The organism is Bacillus sp. FSL M7-1345, assembly GCF_038006985.1.
GTDB classification, from domain to species: Bacteria; Bacillota; Bacilli; order Bacillales; family Bacillaceae_G; genus Bacillus_A; species Bacillus_A cereus_U.
The window spans coordinates 1,724,425-1,747,893 of sequence record NZ_JBBOWG010000001.1 but is presented as its reverse complement, the minus strand read 5'-3'; the positions used below and the strand labels follow the sequence as shown (position 1 = coordinate 1,747,893).

Below are 23,469 nucleotides of genomic sequence, written 5' to 3'. Positions count from 1 at the left end.
TTAAAAAGGAAGTTTGTGTTCCAAGAAGGACTCCTATCATTTATACATAACAAAATAAAAGGCTTTCTCAAAATTAATATTTTGAGAAAGCCTTTTATTTCTAACCTTTTTGATAATGTAACAATTCCTTCGCCGTATGCTGATCGATAATTAATACATTTGCATACCCGCCACGTAACGCACCATCAATTGCTTTTACTTTTCTATTACCACCTGCAACTAAAATAGAACGTTTCTTTAATTTAAGTTCCTCTAACTCAATTCCAATTGTACGCTTATTAATTTCTTCGCTACTAATATTTCCGTCTCCATCAAAGAAACGTGAACAAATGTCACCGACCGATTGTTTTTTCAAAATGTTCGTTTCATCCTTATCGAAATATCCTAATCGGAATAATAGCGCTTCGTCTCGCACTGTTCCAACAGTGAAAACTGCAATATTCGCTTGTTTTCCCATTTCGATAATGTGATGAATATGTCTATCTTGCTCCACTAATTCTTTTGTCACTGCATTATCAAATATAACTGGAAGGGGTAGATTTCTTGGCGTCGTTTGAAAAGCATCTGCAAATAAAGCAATCGTCTCATTCGCATATGTATTTACACTTGAGTGACTAATGCCACCTTTTAATTGGACAACCTCTACACCTTTCACATGTTGCGGCACAATTTTTCTAGCGATTTCATACATCGTCATTCCCCAGCTTACACCAACGATATCACCAGTTTTCACGGTCTTTTCCATATACTCAGCAGCATACTTACTAATATACTCCGTAATCGTTGCATATTCTGGTACTGGAGAAAATACGACATGCGCTTCTAACAGGTTGTACTTTTCTTTAAGTAAATTCCCAACGTTATCTAAATCAGCAAACGGATCGGCTATGCTAATTTGAACAAATCCTTTTTCTTTTGCGTACTTTAATAATCTAGAGATCGTCGGTCTTGAAATATTTAATTTGTTAGCAATTTCTTGCTGACTATAATCTGATTGATAATATAATCTTGCAACTTCAACGCTTAACTGTTGTTTATCTTTTTCCATAGTAACTTATTACAAACCCTTTCCTGTATTTCCCTTTCGTTACAAGCATTATACAGCTTTATGCAAGAAATTTCGACTACCGAATTTTATCCACCTAAACTTCTATTCCACTTAGTATATACAATGAAACTTTATTGTGTAGCTTCATAAACTCAATACAGATGATCTTGAAGCAGATAAAGTGAAACTTTAATCAGTGGGGGGTTTGTCCATCCCCACTGATTATTAGCCCTCACCAATCGGGCTTTTACGGGCAGTTGATCTCCCACCTAAATCCCCCGCATTCCCCGAATTTTGAGGTGGGAGTCTTACTGCACGCAAATAGCGGGATAAATCGATTCATATTCAATTCATTCTTTTTGTTCTTTCTGTAGTAACGATAACAAAACCCTTCAATAACAAACATTGAATATTATTTATGGAACTTCCTTAACGTACGGTAAAACCAAGTTTTTTAACATAGAAATTCCTTAGCGTACGAAATTCACGTTTTGATGGCGAGACCCCATGGCCATCAAGCTAAAGTTTTAATGTACCCCAAAATAAAAATTTTCTTTCACTACAGTTAATTACTTTGAGAAGTCAGCGGATTTTTTCATTTTAGGGGGATTTTGTTTTGTTAGCTTGATAGTGATGGGATACAGCCAACATTTTGGAAGTTTTATATGCTAAGCGAATTTCAACCTAAAAAAGTCGAATTCCTGTACGTTAAGTGAAGTGGCATTTCATTCAAATAATCCCTATTATCTGAAGTTAATAAAGTCTGTTACACTCTCTTCTTTAAAAACGTTTCCATAATATCCTTCTTGAATCTTTCATAATCAAGCTGAAAAGCTACATTATGCGCTTTATAGCCTGGATTAGTAGCAAAACGAAAGTCTGCAATACTTTGACCAAATCCTTCTCCTTGATCAGGAATTACTTTAATGGGTACTCTTGAAAGGCCAACAGCCTCTTGATTCAGCAAATACCACACTGTTACAAAATCATGCATAGGGCTTCCACTTATACCAGGATTAGACTTGGAGTAGAATTTATAATAATAGTCTAACATAGGTTTGATGATGAGTCCTGCAAGGTCCTGTGTATTCCGATGAAATGCATCAATTTGCTGGACCATTTCGGGTGTAACAATCGCATGTTGAGTCACATTTAAAGGAATAATTGTCAAGTTCTTTGCATGCTGCAGAATTAAGTTTGCTGCATAAGGGTCTGAGTAAAAGTTAGCTTCAGCCACAGCAGTTACGTTACCTGGATAGAAAAAAGCTCCCCCCATGCAAATGCATTCTCTTACGTTTCGCATTGTTTCTAAATTCAACACAAAAGTCGTAGCTAGCGAAGAAAGTCTTCCTAAATTGATAATTGTAAGATCTTCTAAATTTGATTCTATAATTTGATAAATATCATTTAAAGGATAAACTGGATATGAAATTTCAGGGGGAATGATAGGTCCTAATCCGACTTTTCCATGTACCTCAGGGAAATACTGAATCAATATACCTGTCAACGGTACAGAAGCACCAAGGAATACGGGTATCTCTTCTCTTCCCGCAATGTACTTCAAATAGTTAATATTTCTTATTGCATTTTCTCTGGATACATTTCCATAATCGGCTACAATTCCTACAAGTTGAATGTCTTTACGAAAAAAGGTGTACAGTATAGCAAACGCATCATCAATCCCCAAATCTGTAAACAGGAGAACCTTTTTTTTCATATCTCTTCCTCCAAAATCTATAGAATCCTACTTTCACTAATGATGTAGTGATCAGACTAAGCTTGTATGTATATATTTTATGTATTCTTAAAGAGTGGATTCTATTCACTTGAAATAGCTTTGCTCATCTAAATTTGATATTATGTTCAAGCGTAAGTTTCTGTTCTTAAGTTCATAGGCATGGTGTGCTATCCCATGCCCATCAACTTAAGAATTTTTTAACACTCCAAAACGAAAAAACAAGTTAAATTCTCATAGATAACTATCTTATAATTAATTATATAATTTATTTTTTAAATATAATAATATAAAGATGTTATCCTTAAAAGGGGGGGATTCAAATTGGTTAAAAACTTACCTTTATACTAATAGTTATTTTAATACTAGATTTGAGTTCTTCTACATTAAGTACGGACGGATACTTTTCTCCAGTTATAGAATGGTCTTTAATGATTATAAGTATTATTTTAAACATTACTGCAGTTATAGGCTTATCACTACACGTCTTTGTATATCAACCTATGAAAAGATTTGAAAAAATTAAAATGAGACCTTCAAATAAAATAATTATATTTGAGGTAACACCACATCGCCATCGAGTGTTGATTTAGAAAAAAGTTTAATTATAAATATTTTATGATATTCAATAAATTTAACTTATAAAAATATTTTTATTCTTATTCAACTATCCTGCCCCGTTAGTTTAAGTACATTTCTTCACAATTTTTACAGTGATAGTAACATAAATACCCAACAAAAAATCATCTCACCTCTAGAAATCTATAATGGTAGTTTTAGAATAAGTGAATAAGAGAAATAACCGCCATTGATTATTTCTCTTTTCATATACATATTTATTTTTGGAAAAATAACCTAACTCCAAATGCTAATAATACTGTACCAGTAATACCCTCTATTGTACGGTTCACTTTTTCTTTTCGTAAAAAAGTTCTTAATTGACGTATTAGTGAGATATAAAGTAAATACCATATTGCTGTCAAAGTCGTAAATGTGAGTCCTAACAACAGAAATTGGAAGAGATGACTTTGATTGCTCACAATAAATTGGGGTAGAAAACTTAGGAAAAATACAGCCGTTTTCGGATTTAAGATTGCCGTGGTAAATCCTTGTCTAAAACTTTTAATCGTACCAATATCCTTAGAGTTCATTTCCACTGAACCTGACATATCTTCTTTTTTAGAAAAGGCACTTTTAATTGACTTTACAGCTAAGTAAATTAAATAAAAAGCCCCAGCATATTTTATTAATGTAAATAGCATAGCAAATTTCATTAGGATAGCAGAGAGTCCTAGTGTAGCCATTATTGTATGAATCATCATTCCAGATACCGTTCCTAAGACGGTCCTTATCCCACCATTTCTACCATGCGAGATAGTGTTTTTTGTAACTAAGGCAAAACCGGGACCAGGCATTATTATGATTAGGATTGCTGTAAGGATAAATAATAAATAATTTTCCATGTTTTAGTATTTCCTTTCCAATTTTTAGTTTTGCTTATAGTATAGCTTTTTCCCTTAAAACATTAAATATAAAAAGCGTGATCAGGAGTTTATCGAGGTTATTAGTATCAATTTGACCAAACATTATCCCAAAGCTACATTGATAAAACACACGGCAAACTTATGGGTAAAATTACAAGCTCGGCTCTCACAAAAAACGGGATAAAAAATAAACAGCGGCACTAGTCCGCTGTTTATTTCGTCACGCCTTCATGTAATTTTTCTGTATAATCCTTTACATCCTTCCAGCTATCTTTCGCCGTATTTAAATCTTCTTTTATAAAGGTAAACTCTTCAGTGCTAATTCCTTTTACGTTTTGTAGTAAATTATTATATTTTGCACCTACCGTATACCATTGATTTGATATATTTTGCAGTGCCGTAATTGCTGCATCAATTGTTTCTGTCATATTTGTTGTTTTATTTTTCACATCTGTCAAAATTGCCACTTCTGCTTGCGCTCCTGAAATTCTATCCTTTAAATTAGCTATTTCTCTTTCTGCATTTGCAATGTCTTTTTTCGCAATCGCAATCATTGGTCCGCCAGCAAGACAAGTTATTAGCGCTACGCAAAGTACACCACCAGCAATGACCATATCATTACTCTTTTTGATCGAATCATTATATGTATTTATTTGTTGCTCTAGAGCTGGAATACCAGCATTCGTACTCGCCAAAATCGAGGTTAATTGATTTGTATCCTCTTTAAAACTATTTGTATCTTTCGCCATTCTATCGCGAAAAGCTTTTAAATCTCCTAATAATACATCTACCTCATTTTGATTCTTTAAAATGTCCGCATACAACTTTTCTAAATCCGCTTTTAATTTACCACTATCTTTTTGATCAATCGCTACTAGCATGTCATTATAGTACGTTTGAAAAGTATTATTATAATCAATAATATTTTGATCCGTTTTCATAATTTGAGGTTTCATATTATTTAACCAATAAGCCGCGTTAATTTTTGCATCTCTTTGATGCTGAACCATATTCCCTTTAAACTCACCATTAATTGAACTTATTTTACTCAAATCAGTCTCTTGCTGATTTTGAATTAATTTTGCATATGAATCCATTGCGAATATGCTCGATGTCGTTTGCGCCATTACATCTTGGAACCCTGCTGGTCCGAGAGAATAATTTTTTGCATTTTCTTGTAATGTTTTTACGTTTTGTTCTGCTGCAAGAGGATGTAAAGGAAACGCATTACTCGTTGCGACTCCAGCAATCATTATCGTTAAAAGACATTTTTTATAGAAATTATTACGCATACTTATCACCTATTCTTTTTATGAGGATATGAAACGTTAGAGGTAAAAAAAGCTCCTGCTCACTACTGAACAGGAGCTCTCTATTATTTAATAAATATTTTATCTATACGTAATGCTATAACAGTTTAATTGTTATTATGCTTTTTTCGTATCTACTACTTTAATATCTTCAGCATAAATTTTTTCTGCATAGTCTTTAATGTTCTTCCAGCTATCTTTCGCAATGTTTAAATCTTCTTTAATGAAAACAAGGTCGTTTGGACTAATTGAATCTACATTTTGAAGTAAAGAATTATATTTTGATCCCATTGTATACCATTGATTTGAAATGTTTTGCAACGCTGTAATTGCAGTGTCAATCGTATTTGTTAAATATTCTGTTTGTGTTTTAATGTTTGTTAATCCTGCCACTTCTAATTGGGCAGTTGTAACTTGTCCTGTTATCTTTTGAATTTCTGCCTGTGCATTATCAAGCTCTTTCTTCGCTAATACGATTCCTGCAGTACCACCACCTACAGCTGCTGCACCGCCTGCAATTAATGCGATTCCTAGAGGAGTTCCTGCTCCCGTAGCAATAACAACCGCACCACCTATAATTGCAATTGGTCCTAATGCTGTCGCAACAGATGAACCGATAATAATTGCATTATATTTACTAATTGCTTCATTATACGTCGTGATTTGATTTTGCAGAAGCGGAATTCCAGCATCTTGACTAGCTAAGATGGATGTAATTTGATTTGCATCTCCCTTGAAGTTTTGAGTATCCGACGTCATTTTATTTCGGAACTTCTTCAAATCTTCTACTAACTGATCTACTTGCGCTTTATTTTCAGTAATACTACTTGATAATCTAGTTAGACCTTTCGTAAGAGTTGCTTTATCCTTTGCATCTACCGCAGCAACTAAAGTATCATAATAGTTTTGGAATTTCGTATTGTAATTAATAATATTTTGATTCGTTGAAATAAGCTGTGGTTTTAATACATCTAACCATTGCTTCGCATTTCCTCTAGCTGTATCCTGATGCTGAATCACTTTTCCTTTTAAAGCTGCATCAACAGACGATACATTACCAAAGTTAACATTACCTTGTTTAATAATTGTTAAAGCGTACAGATCCATTACTAAAGCGTTTGAACCTGTTCTTTCCATTGCATCTTTCAGGCCTTCTGGTCCTAATGAATATTCTTCATAGTCATTATAAGCTTTTGCTACCGCATGAACTGGAGCTTGTTTTACTGTACTTTCAGCTGCATAAGTATGGGCCGGCATAATATTCCCTGCTGCAAATACTGCCATAAGTGCTGATAGAGCCATTACTTTATAAGGTTTTTTTGTCATTTTTCTTCTCTCCCTATATCATGAATTATTAATGATTTTCTTTTTAATGTACTTCAACGTTTGTAACGTAATCTTCAAATTGATTCGTTTGCTTATTCATTTCATCACTAATTTTTTTTAGTTGATTGAAATGTTTTTGAAGTAAACTACTGTCTGTATACGTGCCAGATTCAATATTTATTTGAATTTGGATCATATTATTATTTAAAACTTTCCAATCTGTTAATAACGTTTCTAAAGTTGCGATTTGGCGATCAATTAGTTCTGTAAAGCTACTTACTTGATCTTCAACGAATGTAATTTGAGTCGCCTCTGATTCAGTTTGTGATAACTTTTGAATAAGTGGTAATAGCTCTTTTTGCTTTTGCTGAATACGAAGAGCTGCTTCCCTCGTTTGACTATCTGCAGCATTTACAATTTCATTACTTAAAGTACCAATAGAAACAAAATCGATTGTTTTCGTTTGTGCAGTTTGATTTGTGATTGTAAATACTTGTTTACCGATATTAATAGAACCTTTAATAATTTCTTGAGGTCTATTCAAAATAATAGTTAGTTCAGCTTGAATTTCCCCTTGAATTCTTTTAATATCTTCTCTTAATTTCACAATATCTCCACTTGATCCTTGAAGTGTTTTTATTGCCTCATCAGCTTTAATTGATAAGTTGTTACTATCTTTGTCTAATACCGATTTAAATCGATTTAACTCTAATAAATCTTGCTCCATACTCTCTTGGATGCTTTGTACTTGCACTTGCAATTTTCCATATGCGCTTGTGAAATCTGCTTTTGCTTGTTCATCTTCATTTACTTTTCCTGCTAGTTCATATAGCTTACTATAATAGCTATTAAATCTAGTGCTATATCTCATCATCTCTTGATTTAGGTCGATTAACTTCGGATTATATTCATCAATCCACTCTCGTACATTCGCCTTTGCAAACTTTTGATGATTCGTCAAACTACTCATAGCGTTTACCTTAATGTCTGGTTGTTGCAAAATAACTAATCCGTATGCTTGTATAAGTGGTGACTGTGACCCTAACATTCTAATTGAATTTGATAATGTATTTGGAGCAATTACATTTTGCGCATATACTGTTTTCACTTCTGTTTGCCCCTCCTTAGCGTAAGCGCTTACAGGAACAAAACAACTCGTAGATACTGCTGTAACCAATAACCCTGTAATTAAAGTCTTTTTCACTTTAACTCCTCCTATGTATTAGCAACTATTACTATCGCATTTTATTATTCTATTTTCTTGCACATTATTTGAGATGGTTAAAAACCGAGAACGTTCTCACCGTGATTCATGTACTAACCACCTCTCTCAAATTTTATTGCTACAGTACTTACTTATTGTTATAAAACATTCCATAACTTTTCATATGTGCTTAGTATGAATAATATTGTATAAGTGTTCTATTTTATCGCAATTTCCACATTCATACAGTGAATATATTACATAAAAATATTATTCATTTTAAACTAATTAACGTACGAAAGTATGAAATTTCGTTTTGTTTTCATGTAAGTTTTGTACTGTAAGGTCATTTAAACACAGCTATTAATCCATCGTAAAGAAGTATTTTCATTCCCTTTATTTTCAAGAACTCATGTCTTTATTCCAAAATAAAATCCGATTAACTTTCTCAATTAAAATATCCATATATCACAACAAAAAACACTGATTACTCATAACTGATAATATTATATTGATATATCTTTTGAACCCGTATGCAATTATGCATAGTATATGCACAAAAAAGGATAACTTCACTTTCGTGAAGTTATCCTTAAAAAATTTCCTTACTTTTTCAAATGATACGGTACTGTCGTAATAACAACATTTCTTTTATAGAGTAAATACGCACGAATGAGTAAACTAGACTGATTATGAAGAATGTTATGCCAACCTTTTTTCGGAATAAACTGTGGTATAACGACCGTAACTCGGTAATTTGATTCACTCGCCTTATATTGTACTGTATCAATAAATTTTGTTAGCGGCTGAATAATACTTCTATAATGAGAATGTAATGTAACAAGCCTTACTTCAGGTTGCCACTTCTCCCATTTCTCTTCAAATTTCTTTTCCTCTTCTCTGTCAAAAGCAACATACACAGCGATAACTTGATCTGCAGAAAGAGCTTTAGCATAGTTCAGTGAATTTTCTACTACATGAGTCATACCAGCTACAGGAACGACAATTACATTCCCCTCAATCGGAACAATCCGTTCACAAGTTTTTAAACTTAATTGATCGCCCACTGCATCATAATGCTTCTTAATTCGATGGAACAAGAAGATAATGAAAGGTAAGAAAATAAGGATTGACCAAACTTGTGCGAACTTAGTTAAAAAGAACATACTCATTACGATAAAACTAATAACTGCACCAATTAAATTAATCGTTAAACGTAAAATCCATCCTTCAGGCTTTTCACGAAGCCATTTTAGTACCATTCCAGTTTGAGAAAGTGTAAACGGAATAAATACCCCTACTGCATATAGCGGAATCAAGTGTTCTGTTTTCCCCTGAAAAGCTACAATTAAAATAATCGAAGAAATCCCAAGTATAATAATACCGTTTGAATAACCTAGGCGGTCTCCTCTAATTGTAAACATTCTCGGTATAAACTTATCTTTTGCAAGATTAACTGCTAATAACGGAAATGCAGAATAACCTGTGTTAGCAGCAAGAATTAATATTAAAGCTGTTGTACCTTGTATGAAATAGTACATGAAATTACGCCCAAATGTTTGTTCAGCTATTTGAGATACGACTGTTACTTCCTTACTCGGTGTAACTCCGTAATAATAAGCTAAAAAGACAATTCCTGTGAATAAAACCGCAAGTAATGCACCCATTGCAAGCAATGTTTTTGCTGCATTATTAGGTGCAGGATCCTTAAAGTTTGGAATTGCATTAGAAATTGCTTCAACACCTGTTAATGCAGAACTACCTGATGCGAATGCTCTTAACAGTAGAAATAAACTAATTCCCGCGACTGGTGTTCCAATTGGCGAATGCAGCGTGGGTGAAACTTGACCAGTTAAAATATTGTATACCCCTACACCAATTAATATAAATAAAGCTAGAACAAATAGATAAACCGGATATGCTAAAACGGAAGCTGATTCCGTTACGCCTCTTAAATTTAAGATGGTAATCAATATGACAAATATAATCGCAATGATTACATTATGTGCATGTAAGCTAGGAAAAGCAGATGTGAGCGCATCTGTACCCGCAGATACACTTACTGCAACAGTTAAAATATAGTCTACTAATAAAGAGCCTCCAGCTATTAATCCTGGATTCATCCCTAAATTTTCTTTTGATACAACATAAGCTCCCCCGCCATGAGGATAAGCAAAAATAATTTGACGATAAGATAAAATAAGAGCTGTCAATAATACTAATACCCCAACAGCTATCGGAATGGAATACCAATAAGCTATTGCTCCAAGTCCTGCTAAAGCAATTAATATTTGTTCTGGACCATATGCAACCGATGACAATGCGTCAGAAGACAAAATTGCTAGCGCCTTCGTTTTATTGAGCTTTTGCTCCCCTAACTCAGTTGATTTTAACGGTCTTCCAATTAAAAATCTTTTAATAGATGAAACCACTGCTGTCCACTCTCCAATAATTTTGTACGAACTTTTCTGCTTGTTTCAGCCCATAAACTTTTTTAGAAAACAAAAAATGTCTACAAGCCGTCAAGAAATAGACTTGTAGACATTATATTTTTTGTCGCACAAGCTCCACCTTCCTTCTCAATATAACGCTTACGAGGTTAGCTGTCGGATTCGGGCCTTTGAGTAGCCCTACCTTTTTCAAGGATTCACCCCATTGAATTATGCACTAATTCATTAAAACGGGTCCCCCGCACCATGCGGTTTAAGCGATTTAGAAAATTGAAACTGTGGATTATAATACTCCTTTATTTTTAAAATGTAAACAAAAATTTTTAAAAATAAAAAATTTTAAATGATTGCGCATAATCCGCCGATAAATATACATAATGAATACTAAAAAACCCTTAAAGGAGACCCGTATGTCTAAAAAGAAGAAACCGCTTTTTTCTGACTCATATTTAGATGCAGTAGCAAATGAAATTAATCAGTTATATGGTAAACGCGAACAGGAAATAAATTTGACAGAAAGAATTAAAAGAAACAAATAATTTGTCATACTCAAATAAAAAAGATAGCAATACACTTATATATTGCTATCTTTTTTATTATTTCATACATCTAATTATATTATGGATTTATTAAAGGTCGTTTCCTCATACACTTTCAAATTTTGATATACAGCACCTAATGAAGGTGCTTCTATAGAAAATTGTTCTGCTACATCCAGTAAGTATCCTTGTAAATGTTCCCCTTCGATGAGCGAGCCTTTTTCCATATCACGCTGCATAGATGACTTCATATCATAAGAAATTTTATCAATCGTTTTCATATGGTCCTCAATAATATTATCTTTAACCGGAGCCCCCAATGCCCTCATAATTTGCACAGATTCCTCAAATAAGTTTCGGATAAAATCACGTCCACCTTCACTCTCACGAATCGGTCCTATTGGTGCACGCATTAATGTTGTCACACCTGACATTACAGTGATAAATAAATATTTATGCCACATATCTTGCGTAATATTTTCACTTAAAACAAAACTAGCTTTTGTACCTGCAAATGCTTTAGAAATAGGCTTTATTCTCTCTGAATCTTGAGGCTTAATTTCCCCAAATACAAGTCTGTTTGCAGCACTAGTTTGTACAATTTCTCCTTGATCGTTTAACGTCGTCTCGATAAAGCATAAACCACCAATCACTTTTTCTTCACCGAATTCCTTTTGTAATAGTGATAAATGAGCGATACCATTTAACAATGGAATTATGACTGTATTTTCACCTACAAACGGCTTTAAATCTATGGTCGCGTCGTTTAAATGATACGCCTTTGTTGAAAATAAAATCACATCAAATGGAGAAGTTCTATCTTCTTTCGTTATCAGTTTCGGTTGAAAGGAAAAATCTCCATTAACACTACGAATAACAAGTCCTTTTTCCTCTAATTGCTGTTTTCTTTTGCTGCGAACGAGAAATGTAACATCTTCTCCCTTTTCTACTAATCGGCCACCAAAAAATCCGCCGACGCCACCAGCTCCTAATACTAAAATGCGCATACTACATCCCCCTTTTCATAAAACAATCACACTAGTTTTAGTATACATAATATTATACATGTCTCCTATTAAATAAGCTGAATTTTCATTCTTAAACTAGTGAAAACGAGAGGTTATTTAATAGGAAAATTGGGCATGTTGTTTCTATAGCTTATATGGAAAGGAAACAATGTAGATGGAGGCAATACAAACAATCGAAGAAAAAGATGTAACAACAGCTATATTTCAATTTATATTCCCGTTTTCGTTTAAAACTGGATATGAACAAAATATGTTCCCTTTCTTACAAAAAAATGATTTCCGGCCTTTTCGACTCGATCATCTCGAAGATGAAAATACATATTACGGGGAGTTTAAAGTTTCACATCAAAACATGGAAGCATACTATCTTTCATTTACGAATAAGATTCTCTTTCCTCCTTCAGAGCATCAAAAAGGATTACAGCGCTATTCTAAAGACCTTAATTTAAATGGACATTTAACAACAAATCTTATTTCCGTTCCATTCAAGATACATTCTATTGATGTAACACTTTGTCCTTATGAGCTTGGCTTCTTAACAATTCGAACAGAAGTCAAAACCGCTCCAAACATGACATTATCAGAAGCAATCGAATTCGCTTCTCGATTCCGTGTACTTGAAACTAGAAATGATACAACTGAGACTATTTGTATTGAATGTGATGAAAAAAAATATTCACAAGTAGAAAAACTTATATTCGGCGATTTATTTCATGGCTTAACAGACTTCTTTGAGAAAAAGAGATTGCGGAGTTCTTACTTTCAAACATTTCCATTCTTTGAAGATCAACGAATGTATGTACAAACTTTATTATCCATAAACAAAGAGTCAGACCTTCATGTAGTTGATGTATATCGAGCTTCCAGTCTTTCCGGATTAACAGACGATGGTAAGCCGTATATTAGCGCAAATAATGTTCCTTATATTCACGATTATTTAACAAAACATTCTTATCAAAGGTGGGCTCCTAATCGTTATTTCATAATGGAAGAACATATTTTCACATGTGTAACAAACGAAGATGAGAGTAAAATAACTAAACTTGCTAGTCAAATGTATGGGGAGTTTTATTACGCTTTATTATTAAACCTATTTCATAAAATTGTTTTATTAAAAATGGCAAACGCTTATGCTGAACTAAATATTGAACAAGATACAAATGAGATAGAGAAGTTAATTTACTCTATCAATTCGTTTACAGCTAACTATTTTTCTTTAGAATTAGTATCTCAATCACAAAGTGAAGATATTTTCTTCCGCTTAAGAAAACTTTTTAACATTGAAATACTATATACGAATGCCAAGCAAAATCTTGATAGTTTGTTTAAATATCAAGAGAATGTCGCCTCTAAAAAAGATAGTCTTTTATTATTAATTTTAACCCTCTACTCTGTGGTGGGCCAAATGTTAGGGTTTACGATGATTGACCTTTTAAAAACCACTGATTCAAATCATATATCTTCACCCCTTGAATATTTTGCTCTTTTAATAGCGATTAGCGGTATAGTCATTTCCCTCATTTTAGGTGCACAAGGTTTATACCAATGGGCTATACAGCATAGAAGCAGAAAAGCATGGGTAAAACAAACTGTATTATCTGCTGTTAAAGAGAAAGAAGATACAAAGTAAATAAAAAAACAGATGGCAGCACGATGCTACCATCTGTTTTTTTATTTAGCTAATTCTGCTTACTTCCCTGCTTCGATTTTTTCTAATGTAGCAGCTACTTGCTCTTCTGTTAATTCGTGTTGCACGATATAACGATTACGTGGGTGTACACGACATTCATGAGAACATGCACGTAAATGTTTTGCTTCACTTTCTTCAGAACATAAAATTTTCTTATTACATTCTGGATTTGCACAGTTTACATAGCGCTCACAAGGTTCACCTGTAAAATGATCTTTACCAACGATAACATGTTCTTTTTGGTTTACTGGTACAGCGATACGCTCATCAAATACGTAACATTGACCATCCCAAAGTTCACCCTGTACCTCTGGGTCTTTTCCGTACGTTACAATTCCGCCGTGAAGCTGACTTACATCTTCATGGCCTTCTCGAACTAACCAACCAGAGAATTTCTCACAGCGAATTCCACCTGTACAGTACGTTAAAATCTTTTTACCTTCAAGTGTTTCTTTGTTTTCTCTAATCCAATCTGGTAATTCACGGAATGATTCAATATCTGGTTTGATCGCACCTTTAAAGTGTCCTAAATCAAACTCATAATCATTTCGTGCATCAATGATAACTGTATTTTCTTGTTTCATTGCCTCATAGAATTCTGTTGGTTCTAAATATTTCCCAGTCATTTCTTTTGGGTTAATGTCGTCTTCCAAGCGAAGTGTAACTAACTCTGGGCGAGGACGTACGTGCATTTTCTTAAATGCATGCTCATCCGCCTCATCAATTTTAAAAACGATTCCAGCAAAACGTGGATCATTGTTCATTACTTCCATGTATTTCTCTGTTTGCTCAACAGTTCCAGAACAAGTTCCATTAATTCCTTCTGTCGCTACAAGAATTCTTCCTTTTAACTCAAGTGATTTACAAAATTCTAAATGCTGTTCAGCAAATTCTTCTGGATTTTCAATTGTTGTGTACATGTAATATAGTAATACTCTATATGGTTTTGTAGTTGCCAATGTAGTTCTACCACCTATCTAAATTTTAAAATCATGTATAAGTTAACGTTCATATCAAAACATATATAATAAGAAAATATATACAAAATTGTACTTAGCCTATTTTCTTCTATTTACAATTTTTTCTATAAGTTAACAGAAATAAAAACAAGATTACAGAACAAAACACTACGGTTAGGTTGTAATCCCAATATATTATATATCATACAATTCCATTTCCATCAATTAATATGCTGTAATATAGGCTGTATGTTCACATAAATTTCAAAAACAACCCTATAATTTATTATCTTCTCCCTTATTCAACAACCATAAACTCCCAAAATGTTTTTGCATCGTCACACCATTCATTGCACACAGTCATATAATTTGCATTAAGGAAACTTTTGTGTTCAAATGAAATCATCACATAACATATCTAAATGTATTGAAATAATGAGTAAGAATAAGGTGAACACTACTATGAATAAAAATATATCAAAAGATGAACAAGTCCCTTCTCAAAGTACAACAGTTCAATCCGCTCATTTAGCGTTAAGTGGACAAACAAAAGGATTTAAAAGACTGTTACCATTCTTAGGCCCTGCTTTTATCGCATCAGTTGCTTATATTGATCCTGGGAATTTTGCAACGAATATTGCTGCTGGATCCCAATATGGGTATTTATTACTTTGGGTAATACTCGCTTCTAATTTAATGGCTGTATTAATCCAAACTTTATCAGCTAAATTAGGAATCGCTACTGGAAGAAACCTTCCTGAAGTAGCTCGCGAAAACTTCCCCAAACCAGTTTCCATCGGTTTATGGATACAAGGGGAACTCGTTATTATGGCTACAGATTTAGCTGAATTTATCGGGGCAGCACTCGGCTTATACTTACTATTTGGAATTCCGATGTTACCAGCTGCTTTAATTACAGCGGTTGGATCATTTATTATTCTTGAATTTCAACGCAGAGGCTTTCGTCCATTAGAAGCTATTATTACAGGGATGATTTTTATCGTTGTTATCGCTTTTGGTATCCAAGTCTTTTACGCAAAACCGGAATTAAGCCCTCTTCTTTCAGGACTATTTACTCCAAAATTCCAAGGTGTGGATAGTATTCTTTTAGCAGCTGGAATTTTAGGCGCGACAGTAATGCCGCACGCAATTTATTTACATTCGGCCTTAACGCAGCGCCGCGTAGTCGGAACAAATGATGAACAAAAGAAAAAGATTTTCCGCTTCGAATTCATTGACATTATTATTGCGATGGTTATCGCTGGAGCTATTAACGCAAGTATGCTAATTGTTGCTGCTGCACTATTCTTTAAAAATGGTCTACATGTTGAAGATCTTGATGTTGCTTTCAATCAATTTAGTAATTTAGTCGGTCCTGTATCCGCTGCTTTATTTGGAATTGGACTCTTATCAGCCGGATTATCTAGCTCTTCTGTCGGTACAATGTCCGGTGATATTATTATGCAAGGATTCATTCGCATGCATATTCCGTTATATTTACGCCGATTTATAACGATGATTCCGCCTCTCGTTATTATCGCTTTAGGCGTAAACCCAACTTACGCTCTTGTAATGAGCCAAGTTGTATTATCATTCGGTATTGCGTTTGCATTAGTACCACTTATTATGTTTACAAGTAATAAAAAGATTATGGGCGCACTCGTTAACCACCGTATAACAACATTCATCGCATGGTTAATCGCTGCACTCGTTATCGTTTTAAATATTTTCTTACTGTATCAAACATTTGTTGGTTAATGAAAAAGGGTATTCCAATTTTAATTTGGAATACCCTTTTTCAGCGAAATAAATTTCTTCTAATTACCACTTATGTATCTACCTCTTTCCGGCATCATCGCTCCTTTTTCAGTTCGAAAGTATAGCGGTAATCCTTCCGTAAGAAACATACTCGTATTAGATGGATCCTGCCTCTGATGATGAATATGTAAATGTGGTTCACTTGAACTTCCTGAGTTACCGACTTGAGCAAGAACCTCCCCTTCATTTACGTGTTGTCCTTCTTTAACTTTAATTGACCCTTTCTTTAAGTGGGCGAGAAATAAAAATGTTCCTGTTTCATCTAACCGTAAATAAATATGATTCCCCGCCATTGACTGAAAATCATCCTTACACCTTGAAAAATCTTTATTTTCAGATTAAATTATATAATAACAAATACATTCTAGTTTCATATGAACAGGAGTGAAGGCATGTTTCCTATATTAAAAACTGAGCGACTTATTTTACGAGAACTTACTGAAGAAGATGCACCGGGTATATTACATTGCTTTTCGAATACCGATGTCCTGCGCCATTATGGCCAAAAGCCATTGCAAAATTTGGATCAAGTAAAACAAATCCTTAATAATTTTAAGTTGGGTTACAACGCAAGAAGCGGCATTAAATGGGGAATCGAATTAAAAGACAAGAAAGGGCTCATTGGAACAATTGGTTTTCATGATTGGTCTTCTGAACATAAACGAGCAAATATAAGTTATGCCTTTCTCCCTGAACACTGGGGAAATGGATATGCCACTGAAGCGGTTTCTGAAGTTATATCATATGGTTTCCACACGCTACATTTAAAACGAATCGGTGCAATTGTCTTTCTTGAAAACGAAGCTTCAAATAAAGTGCTATTAAAATTAGGATTTGAAAAAGAAGGTGTTCTGAAAAATTATATGTATCAAGATGATATTCCATATGATACGAATTTTTATTCTTTATTAAAATCGGTTTAATAGAAATTATATAAAAAAGAAACCTCACTCTTAAAAGTAAGGTTTCTTTTTTTATATAAATAATTTTACTTATTATCAATATAAGCATTCTTATAAGTATAAACGCCACCAAATTGATGCTTTTCAATTCCTTTTACATAATCCTTTTGTACATAAGCTGAACCAATATGATAAAGCGGTGCTACCGCAGCGTCCTCTAATAGAATACGCTCAGCCTCTTGCAGAGTTTCCCACCTTTTCTTCTGATCTAGTACTAGATCACTTTTAGCTTTTTTTATTAGTTCATCGTAGTGAAGGTTAGAATAATTCATTTTATTATTCGGATTACCCGTCGTAAATAACTCTAAATAACTAATTGGATCTTTATAATCCGGTCCCCAATTTGCCATAGATATATCGTAATCACCTGTTTGTTCTAATTGTAATTTTTGCTTAAATGGCTGTTGTTTAATTTGTATCGTTAATCCATGCAAATTCTTCTCTAAGTCACCTTTTATATATTCCGCCATACGTTTTGCGTTATCTTGTTCAAACGTTAAGAACTCCAGTGTTACCTGTTCTACCCCAAGTTCTTTTTTCGCTTCTTCCCAAACCTTTTTCGCATTTTGTAAATCATATGGAGAAAGATCTCCGTTTTCTTTTCTAAAATCTTTGCCAGTCTCTTCAGTTATATGACCAGCTGGTACAAGTCCACTTGCAGGTTTTGCCCCGTTATTTATAAAGTGAGCGACGAAATCATCTTTATTTAATGCCAATGAGATAGATTGACGTACTTTCTTATTTGCTAACGCATGATTTTTTCCGTTAAAACGTAGCATAGCAATTCCAGGATCACTCGCCATGTGTAATTCCTTATTCCCTTTATACTTGTCTACAACTTGTGAATTAATAGGGACTCGATCCAAATCGCCGGCTTCATATAAATTTACAGCTGTCATTGTGTCCTTTACGATATGAAAGTTTATTTCGTCTAATTTCACTTTCTTTTGATCCCAATATGTAGCACTCTTCTTTAATTGGAACTCTTGTTCATGTTTCCATTCTTCTAATACAAATGGGCCGTTATATATGAGATTACTAGGTTCCAATCCATATTTGTTACCTTGTTCTTTCAAAAATGATTCATGCTGTGGTAAGTATATCGGTAGCGCTAGCAACTGTAAAAAATACGGAGTCGGCTGTTCTAGTTCAACTTCTAGCGTATAATCATCTACTACTTTTACTCCAAGTTCATTAAGAGGAATTGCTCCCTTGTTTATTTCTTTCGCATTTTTTATATAAAACAGCATGTATGCATATTGAGACGCTGTTTCATGGCTTACCACTCGTCTCCACGCAAACATAAAATCGTTTGCTGTTACTGATTCTCCATTTGACCACTTTGCATCTTTACGCAAATGAAATGTATATTTTTTACCATCTTCACTTCTTTCAAACGATTTTGCTACAGCAGGAATAGGATTATCTTGACCATCTAGCACATATAACCCTTCAAATATATTTTGCATAACGTGTGCTGATGTTCCATCCATCGTTTTTGCAGTATCAAGAGATGGAATTTCTTCTGACACTGTTACATTTAACACTTGTTTTTTAGCCTCTGTATCACTTTTATTCGCTTTATTATTACAAGCTGTTAAAAATAAAGATGTAACAATTGCCATTACCATTAAATGGCTCTTTTTTCGTTTCATGAATTGTTCTCCTTAAAAATAAAATATTATAAACGTTATATATTATAACAGAAATATGAATAGAAAGATGCGACATTATATTGAATATTTATTCGTTCAAGAAAAAAGCTGTCCTTTTTATAAAAGGACAGCTTTTCAACCAACATGTACATACCTATCTTTGTAAACCTCGTTTATAACGACTAGCTTCAAATATAATACGCTCTTCATCTAATGTTTTACATTCACCATTCCAAACAACACGTTTACCATTAATAATTACATCGCTTATATCTTTTCCACTAGCAGCATACACAAGATGCGATAATACTTCATCTGCTGGTTGTAGATGCGGCTTATTAGATGGATCAATCGTAATAAAATCAGCACACTTTCCAACCTCAAGTGATCCCGTTTGTTTCATGCCAATTACTTCCGCAGCTCCTTTTGTCGCAAGTGAAAGAGCTGTTTCAACTGGTAATGCTGTTGCATCTTGATGAATACCTTTTTGTAATAAAGTCGCAATACGCATTTCTTCAAACATATCTAAATTATTGTTAGACGCAACACTATCTGTAGCAATCCCTACTTTAACCCCTGCTTCTAGCATCGCTTTTACATTCGCTATACCCGAACCTAATTTTAAATTACTATTCGGATTATGAGCTACTCGAACATCATGTTCTGCTAAAAATGCACGCTCATTTTCATTTAATACTACTCCATGCGCAATAACTGTTGGACGTTTAAACAATCCGCAACTTGCTGCATATTCTACTGGACGCTTTCCGTACTGCGCTTCAATATCACGTACTTCACGCTCTGTTTCAGAAAGATGAATATGAACCATAGTTTGATTTTCTACTGCAATACGTGCACACTCTTCTAACAGTTCTGTGGAACATGTATATGGACTATGCGGTGCAACCATCGTAGTTAACATACCACTTTCCTTATAATATCGCTTTACATATTTCTCCGCTTCTTCAATTGCTTTCTTTTCATCTTCTTTCGTTCCGAAGCTAAATAAAGTTCTTGAAACAGCAGCTCGCATTCCACTTTTTGACACCGCTTCCATAATTGCGTCTTGATCTACTCCAATTGGATTAAACATATCAGAGAATGATGTTGTACCACTTTTCACCATTTCAAGTAACCCTAATTCCGTACTTGCAACCGCAAGCTCTGGAGTAAACTGGCTTTCAAGTGGCCAAATTCTCGTCTCAAGCCACGGCTGTAATAACATATCATCGCCAATACCTCTCAAAAGACTCATTACAACATGTGTATGTGTATTTACAAGCCCAGGTAAAAGCCACTTTCCTTTCATGTCAATTACTTCATCCACTTCAAAATCGTTAGCGAATTCTCCGCTATTTACATCTATAATTTGATCATTTTCTACAATGATATATCCATTTTCTATCACTTCATTTTGTTCATTCATCGTTACAATTGTAGCGTTTACATAAGTTGTTTTCAAAAGTATTTCCCCTTTCAACTCTATGAAGTTCCCTTTAATAAGTTACCACCATTATAGTAACTTATTAAAGATTAAGAGTCAAAAGATAATTTTAATTCTTTCATTATCTTTTCCTTCAAAATGTCATATTGTTTGTCATTTGTATCTGCAAATGCTTCTTCACGGCTCGACTTCACGTCCATATAGTTTAATTTTTCATGAAATTGAGTCCAAGTAAAATCATGCCTTTTCCCATCTACTGTATTGTAAAAATGCCACACTTCTCCTACTTTCGTCTTTTTTATCTCTCCCCCGCATAATTCTTGAACAATAAGGGCCGTTACACCACATTGTCCCTTTGCCGGGTTTTCGCTCGTCCACTTAGAACTCGTTTCTATTGACCAAGATTTTATTAACGCTTCATATATTGGTTTTGTCTTTTTATTATCCATTCTCAGCTTCCCCTGACATTGGTAGTTTTACACATCATATTGTAAAAGAGGTAAAAGGCGATTTTTAAAAACCGTTGATGGTGTCTCACCGATTAGTTTTGCCCCCATTTTCACGTAAAATCCTTTCGCATTTGGATCACTATCAATCGTAAAACTTTTCAATCCTAGTTCATTTGCTTGCTCTACTACAAACCTCCAAAGTATTTTCCCGTATCCTTTTCCTTTATAACTAGGATAAATGTATAGGAAATCGAGAGCATTTTCATTATGTAAAAATGAGAAAAATCCAATCTTCGCATCATCATTTTCTAAAACATATACAAAATTATTTTTTATGTAATCCTCTGAGATCGTTAATTCTTCCTTACAAGCTAAAATAAATTCTTCACTATAACCCCAAGTAGCTTTTGAATGTAGTGCCAGTTGACTTAGTTCATTCGCTTCACTTACTACTGCTTCTCTTACCTTCATGATTTTTTCTCCTCACCTTCGATATGTAAACTACTAAAGCGATTCGGAAAGTAATTCAAAAAACCTTTAATTTTCATAGATTAGAAATCCACTTGCTTCTTTTATAACTTGCATTATAATATAGAAAAGTATTCCAAAAAATATTTCATTTAGGGGGAATTGCTTATGCCGTTGGATTACATTTCAGGTAACTAATATTCCAAAATTTGAAGGAGTGCCTGAAATTTGCTAAACTCATATATCAATTCATTCTTATATAAAAATACCGAAAAATTCAATGGTACAATTTTAGTAGCCCATAAAGAACAAACTCTTTATAAACAATCATTTGGAAAAGCTAATTACGATTGGGACATACCTAATACAGCTACAACGAAGTTTCGTATCGGATCAATAACTAAAATCTTCACTGCAGTTGCTATTTTAATGCTTGTGGAAGAGAAAAAATTACAGCTACATGATACATTGGATCAATTCATTCCAACTTTCCCAAAAGGAAATCAAATTATGATTGAGCATCTATTAAGTCATACTGCTGGTGTTGGGAATATTACTGCTCAACACAATTTTTTAATACAGTCTTACCAGCCTCGAACACCGGATGAATTAATACAATGGATTATTACATGTCCCTTTGAATCTAGCCCTGGTGAAAAATTCAATTATTCGAATTCAGGTTATATTATATTAGGACACATCATTGAAGTTATAAGTGGGATTTCTTATGAAGAATTTCTTAAAAAGAAGATTTTATATCCACTCTCTATGATGAACACAGATGTTGATCTGAATCACACCATTCAAAAACATAAAGCAACTGGGTATGAGTTACATCCAATTCATGATTTACAGAACACATCATTTATTCATATGTCAAACTCGTATTCAGCTGGTGGATTATTTTCTACAGCCGAAGATTTATATATATTTGATCAAGCGATAAAAGAAAATCGTTTGCTTTCAAATAGTATGACGTCTCGCATGTTTACTGCAGGATCTTATGGATATGGTTACGGCTGGAACATCGCTATGGCAGGCGAAAATAGTAAACTTGTATTCCATCACGGCGGCATTAACGGTTTTACATCCTCTTATTTACGGTTAATTGACAAAGAGGCTACAATCATCATTTTAAGTAATGTATCTACACTATTAACATCGACTCTTGCTAATGACATAGCTTCTTATATAGAGAATAACTATTAAAATTATTAATAGTTGTAACACGGTTCAATATATTGAACCGTGTTACAACTGATTTAATTCACCTTCGCACCATAACATCTCGCAACTGCAACCGCCTGCGCTATATCCAATTTCACATTTTTCAAATCAAAACTTTTAAAGTCGATTCTATCAACTACAGCTCCTTTTAAATCTGCACCGCTAAGTTTTGCCTTACCTAATTGTGCACCTGTTAAATCCGCTTCACGTAAATCTGCTTTTTCTAAATTACATTCATATAAGTCAGCTTCAATTAAACGAATCCCCTTTAACATTTGTTTACTTAAATTCGCAAACCTTAGATTCGTATATGACCAATCGCCGGAAATAATTGTTATTCCGTCTAAATTCGCCTCTTCAAAATCAGAACCAGTCATTTTACATTCTTCAAATTTGGATACAAATAAATTCGCACCAAAAAACTTACAATTAGCAAATGTAGTTCCTTGATGGATAGAAGCATTAAAAAGAGCACCAGTAAAATCACATTCTATGAAATTACAGTTTTTAGTAAAAACTTCTGATGCATCTATCCCTCTAAAACGGCATTTTATGAAGGTACAATTTTTCAATTCCTCTTCTTTAATCAAATCATATTTAAAATCTATTTCTATATATTCTTTATTTACAAATCCACTCATAACCATTCCTCCATTTCCTCAAAGAAACCTCA

General features: G+C 33.8%; 19 protein-coding genes, 2 pseudogenes and 1 riboswitch. Of the genes and pseudogenes, 6 read left to right on the top strand and 15 right to left on the bottom strand.

What is annotated here, in order from left to right; all coding sequences use genetic code 11:
- Positions 1-100: 100 nt before the first annotated feature.
- Both MHB76_RS09085 and MHB76_RS09080 read right to left on the bottom strand, forming a co-directional pair.
- Positions 101-1,048, bottom strand: a complete 948-nt coding sequence (locus tag MHB76_RS09085; RefSeq protein WP_002202408.1) for a sugar-binding transcriptional regulator — start codon at positions 1,046-1,048, stop codon at positions 101-103.
- 766 nt (positions 1,049-1,814) lie between these two features.
- Positions 1,815-2,765, bottom strand: a complete 951-nt coding sequence (locus MHB76_RS09080; protein ID WP_002158329.1) for a nucleoside hydrolase — start codon at positions 2,763-2,765, stop codon at positions 1,815-1,817.
- Positions 2,766-3,107: 342 nt separating this feature from the next.
- Here MHB76_RS09080 and MHB76_RS09075 point away from each other — a divergent pair.
- Positions 3,108-3,376, top strand: a pseudogene (locus MHB76_RS09075) (hypothetical protein).
- 243 nt (positions 3,377-3,619) lie between these two features.
- Here the strand turns inward: MHB76_RS09075 and MHB76_RS09070 are convergent.
- The 5 genes from MHB76_RS09070 to MHB76_RS09050 all read right to left on the bottom strand — a co-directional run bounded on the left by MHB76_RS09070 (position 3,620) and on the right by MHB76_RS09050 (position 10,539).
- The gene (locus MHB76_RS09070; protein ID WP_002202409.1) at positions 3,620-4,246 is read right to left on the bottom strand and encodes a LysE family translocator; all 627 of its coding nucleotides are present in this window, start codon (positions 4,244-4,246) and stop codon (positions 3,620-3,622) included.
- Between the two features lie 233 nt (positions 4,247-4,479).
- Positions 4,480-5,559 (bottom strand): non-hemolytic enterotoxin subunit C, encoded by a 1,080-nt coding sequence (gene nheC, locus MHB76_RS09065; protein ID WP_078173152.1) that lies wholly within the window; start codon positions 5,557-5,559, stop codon positions 4,480-4,482.
- A 135-nt stretch (positions 5,560-5,694) separates the two neighbouring features.
- A complete protein-coding gene (gene nheB, locus MHB76_RS09060; protein ID WP_078173151.1) occupies positions 5,695-6,903 on the bottom strand; it encodes a non-hemolytic enterotoxin NHE subunit B in 1,209 nt (402 codons plus the stop codon).
- 43 nt (positions 6,904-6,946) lie between these two features.
- Positions 6,947-8,107: a non-hemolytic enterotoxin NHE subunit A gene (nheA, locus tag MHB76_RS09055; RefSeq protein WP_078173150.1), complete on the bottom strand. Its 1,161-nt coding sequence runs from the start codon at positions 8,105-8,107 to the stop codon at positions 6,947-6,949.
- Between the two features lie 605 nt (positions 8,108-8,712).
- Positions 8,713-10,539: an APC family permease gene (locus MHB76_RS09050; protein ID WP_002158334.1), complete on the bottom strand. Its 1,827-nt coding sequence runs from the start codon at positions 10,537-10,539 to the stop codon at positions 8,713-8,715.
- Between the two features lie 141 nt (positions 10,540-10,680).
- Positions 10,681-10,827: riboswitch (cyclic di-AMP (ydaO/yuaA leader) on the bottom strand.
- A 140-nt stretch (positions 10,828-10,967) separates the two neighbouring features.
- Between MHB76_RS09050 and MHB76_RS09045 the strand changes: the two genes are divergently transcribed.
- A complete protein-coding gene (locus tag MHB76_RS09045; RefSeq protein WP_000038255.1) occupies positions 10,968-11,096 on the top strand; it encodes a hypothetical protein in 129 nt (42 codons plus the stop codon).
- 74 nt (positions 11,097-11,170) lie between these two features.
- On the opposite strand, the gene panE is transcribed toward MHB76_RS09045, so the two are convergent.
- On the bottom strand, positions 11,171-12,103 hold the full coding sequence (gene panE, locus MHB76_RS09040) for a 2-dehydropantoate 2-reductase (protein WP_002158335.1): 933 nt from the start codon (positions 12,101-12,103) through the stop codon (positions 11,171-11,173).
- Positions 12,104-12,278: 175 nt separating this feature from the next.
- Here panE and MHB76_RS09035 point away from each other — a divergent pair, with 175 nt between their 5' ends.
- The gene (locus MHB76_RS09035; protein ID WP_078173149.1) at positions 12,279-13,754 is read left to right on the top strand and encodes a hypothetical protein; all 1,476 of its coding nucleotides are present in this window, start codon (positions 12,279-12,281) and stop codon (positions 13,752-13,754) included.
- Between the two features lie 59 nt (positions 13,755-13,813).
- Here the strand turns inward: MHB76_RS09035 and trhO are convergent, their stop codons facing one another.
- Positions 13,814-14,773 (bottom strand): oxygen-dependent tRNA uridine(34) hydroxylase TrhO, encoded by a 960-nt coding sequence (gene trhO / locus MHB76_RS09030; protein WP_002158338.1) that lies wholly within the window; start codon positions 14,771-14,773, stop codon positions 13,814-13,816.
- Between the two features lie 462 nt (positions 14,774-15,235).
- Here trhO and MHB76_RS09025 point away from each other — a divergent pair, with 462 nt between their 5' ends.
- Complete coding sequence (locus tag MHB76_RS09025) at positions 15,236-16,531, top strand: Nramp family divalent metal transporter (RefSeq protein WP_002158339.1); 1,296 nt, start codon at positions 15,236-15,238, stop codon at positions 16,529-16,531.
- A gap of 59 nt (positions 16,532-16,590) precedes the next feature.
- Here the strand turns inward: MHB76_RS09025 and MHB76_RS09020 are convergent.
- A pseudogene (locus MHB76_RS09020) lies at positions 16,591-16,902 on the bottom strand (M23 family metallopeptidase); the annotation flags it as partial.
- A gap of 81 nt (positions 16,903-16,983) precedes the next feature.
- Here MHB76_RS09020 and MHB76_RS09015 point away from each other — a divergent pair.
- Positions 16,984-17,514, top strand: a complete 531-nt coding sequence (locus MHB76_RS09015) for a GNAT family N-acetyltransferase (protein ID WP_078173147.1) — start codon at positions 16,984-16,986, stop codon at positions 17,512-17,514.
- A 65-nt stretch (positions 17,515-17,579) separates the two neighbouring features.
- Here MHB76_RS09015 and MHB76_RS09010 read toward each other — a convergent pair whose 3' ends face one another.
- The 4 genes from MHB76_RS09010 to MHB76_RS08995 form a co-directional block, all read right to left on the bottom strand.
- A complete protein-coding gene (locus MHB76_RS09010; protein ID WP_078173146.1) occupies positions 17,580-19,208 on the bottom strand; it encodes a peptide ABC transporter substrate-binding protein in 1,629 nt (542 codons plus the stop codon).
- Between the two features lie 154 nt (positions 19,209-19,362).
- Complete coding sequence (locus MHB76_RS09005) at positions 19,363-20,688, bottom strand: bifunctional S-methyl-5'-thioadenosine deaminase/S-adenosylhomocysteine deaminase (protein ID WP_199709090.1); 1,326 nt, start codon at positions 20,686-20,688, stop codon at positions 19,363-19,365.
- A 53-nt stretch (positions 20,689-20,741) separates the two neighbouring features.
- Positions 20,742-21,101, bottom strand: a complete 360-nt coding sequence (locus MHB76_RS09000) for a YunG family protein (protein ID WP_078173144.1) — start codon at positions 21,099-21,101, stop codon at positions 20,742-20,744.
- Positions 21,102-21,128: 27 nt separating this feature from the next.
- Positions 21,129-21,572 (bottom strand): GNAT family N-acetyltransferase, encoded by a 444-nt coding sequence (locus tag MHB76_RS08995; protein ID WP_078173143.1) that lies wholly within the window; start codon positions 21,570-21,572, stop codon positions 21,129-21,131.
- A 225-nt stretch (positions 21,573-21,797) separates the two neighbouring features.
- Between MHB76_RS08995 and MHB76_RS08990 the strand changes: the two genes are divergently transcribed.
- Positions 21,798-22,778, top strand: a complete 981-nt coding sequence (locus tag MHB76_RS08990; protein ID WP_078173142.1) for a serine hydrolase domain-containing protein — start codon at positions 21,798-21,800, stop codon at positions 22,776-22,778.
- Between the two features lie 53 nt (positions 22,779-22,831).
- On the opposite strand, the gene MHB76_RS08985 is transcribed toward MHB76_RS08990, so the two are convergent.
- Positions 22,832-23,437 carry a pentapeptide repeat-containing protein gene (locus MHB76_RS08985; protein WP_002148857.1) on the bottom strand — a complete coding sequence of 202 codons (606 nt, stop codon included), beginning with the start codon at positions 23,435-23,437 and terminating at the stop codon, positions 22,832-22,834.
- Positions 23,438-23,469: the final 32 nt, after the last annotated feature.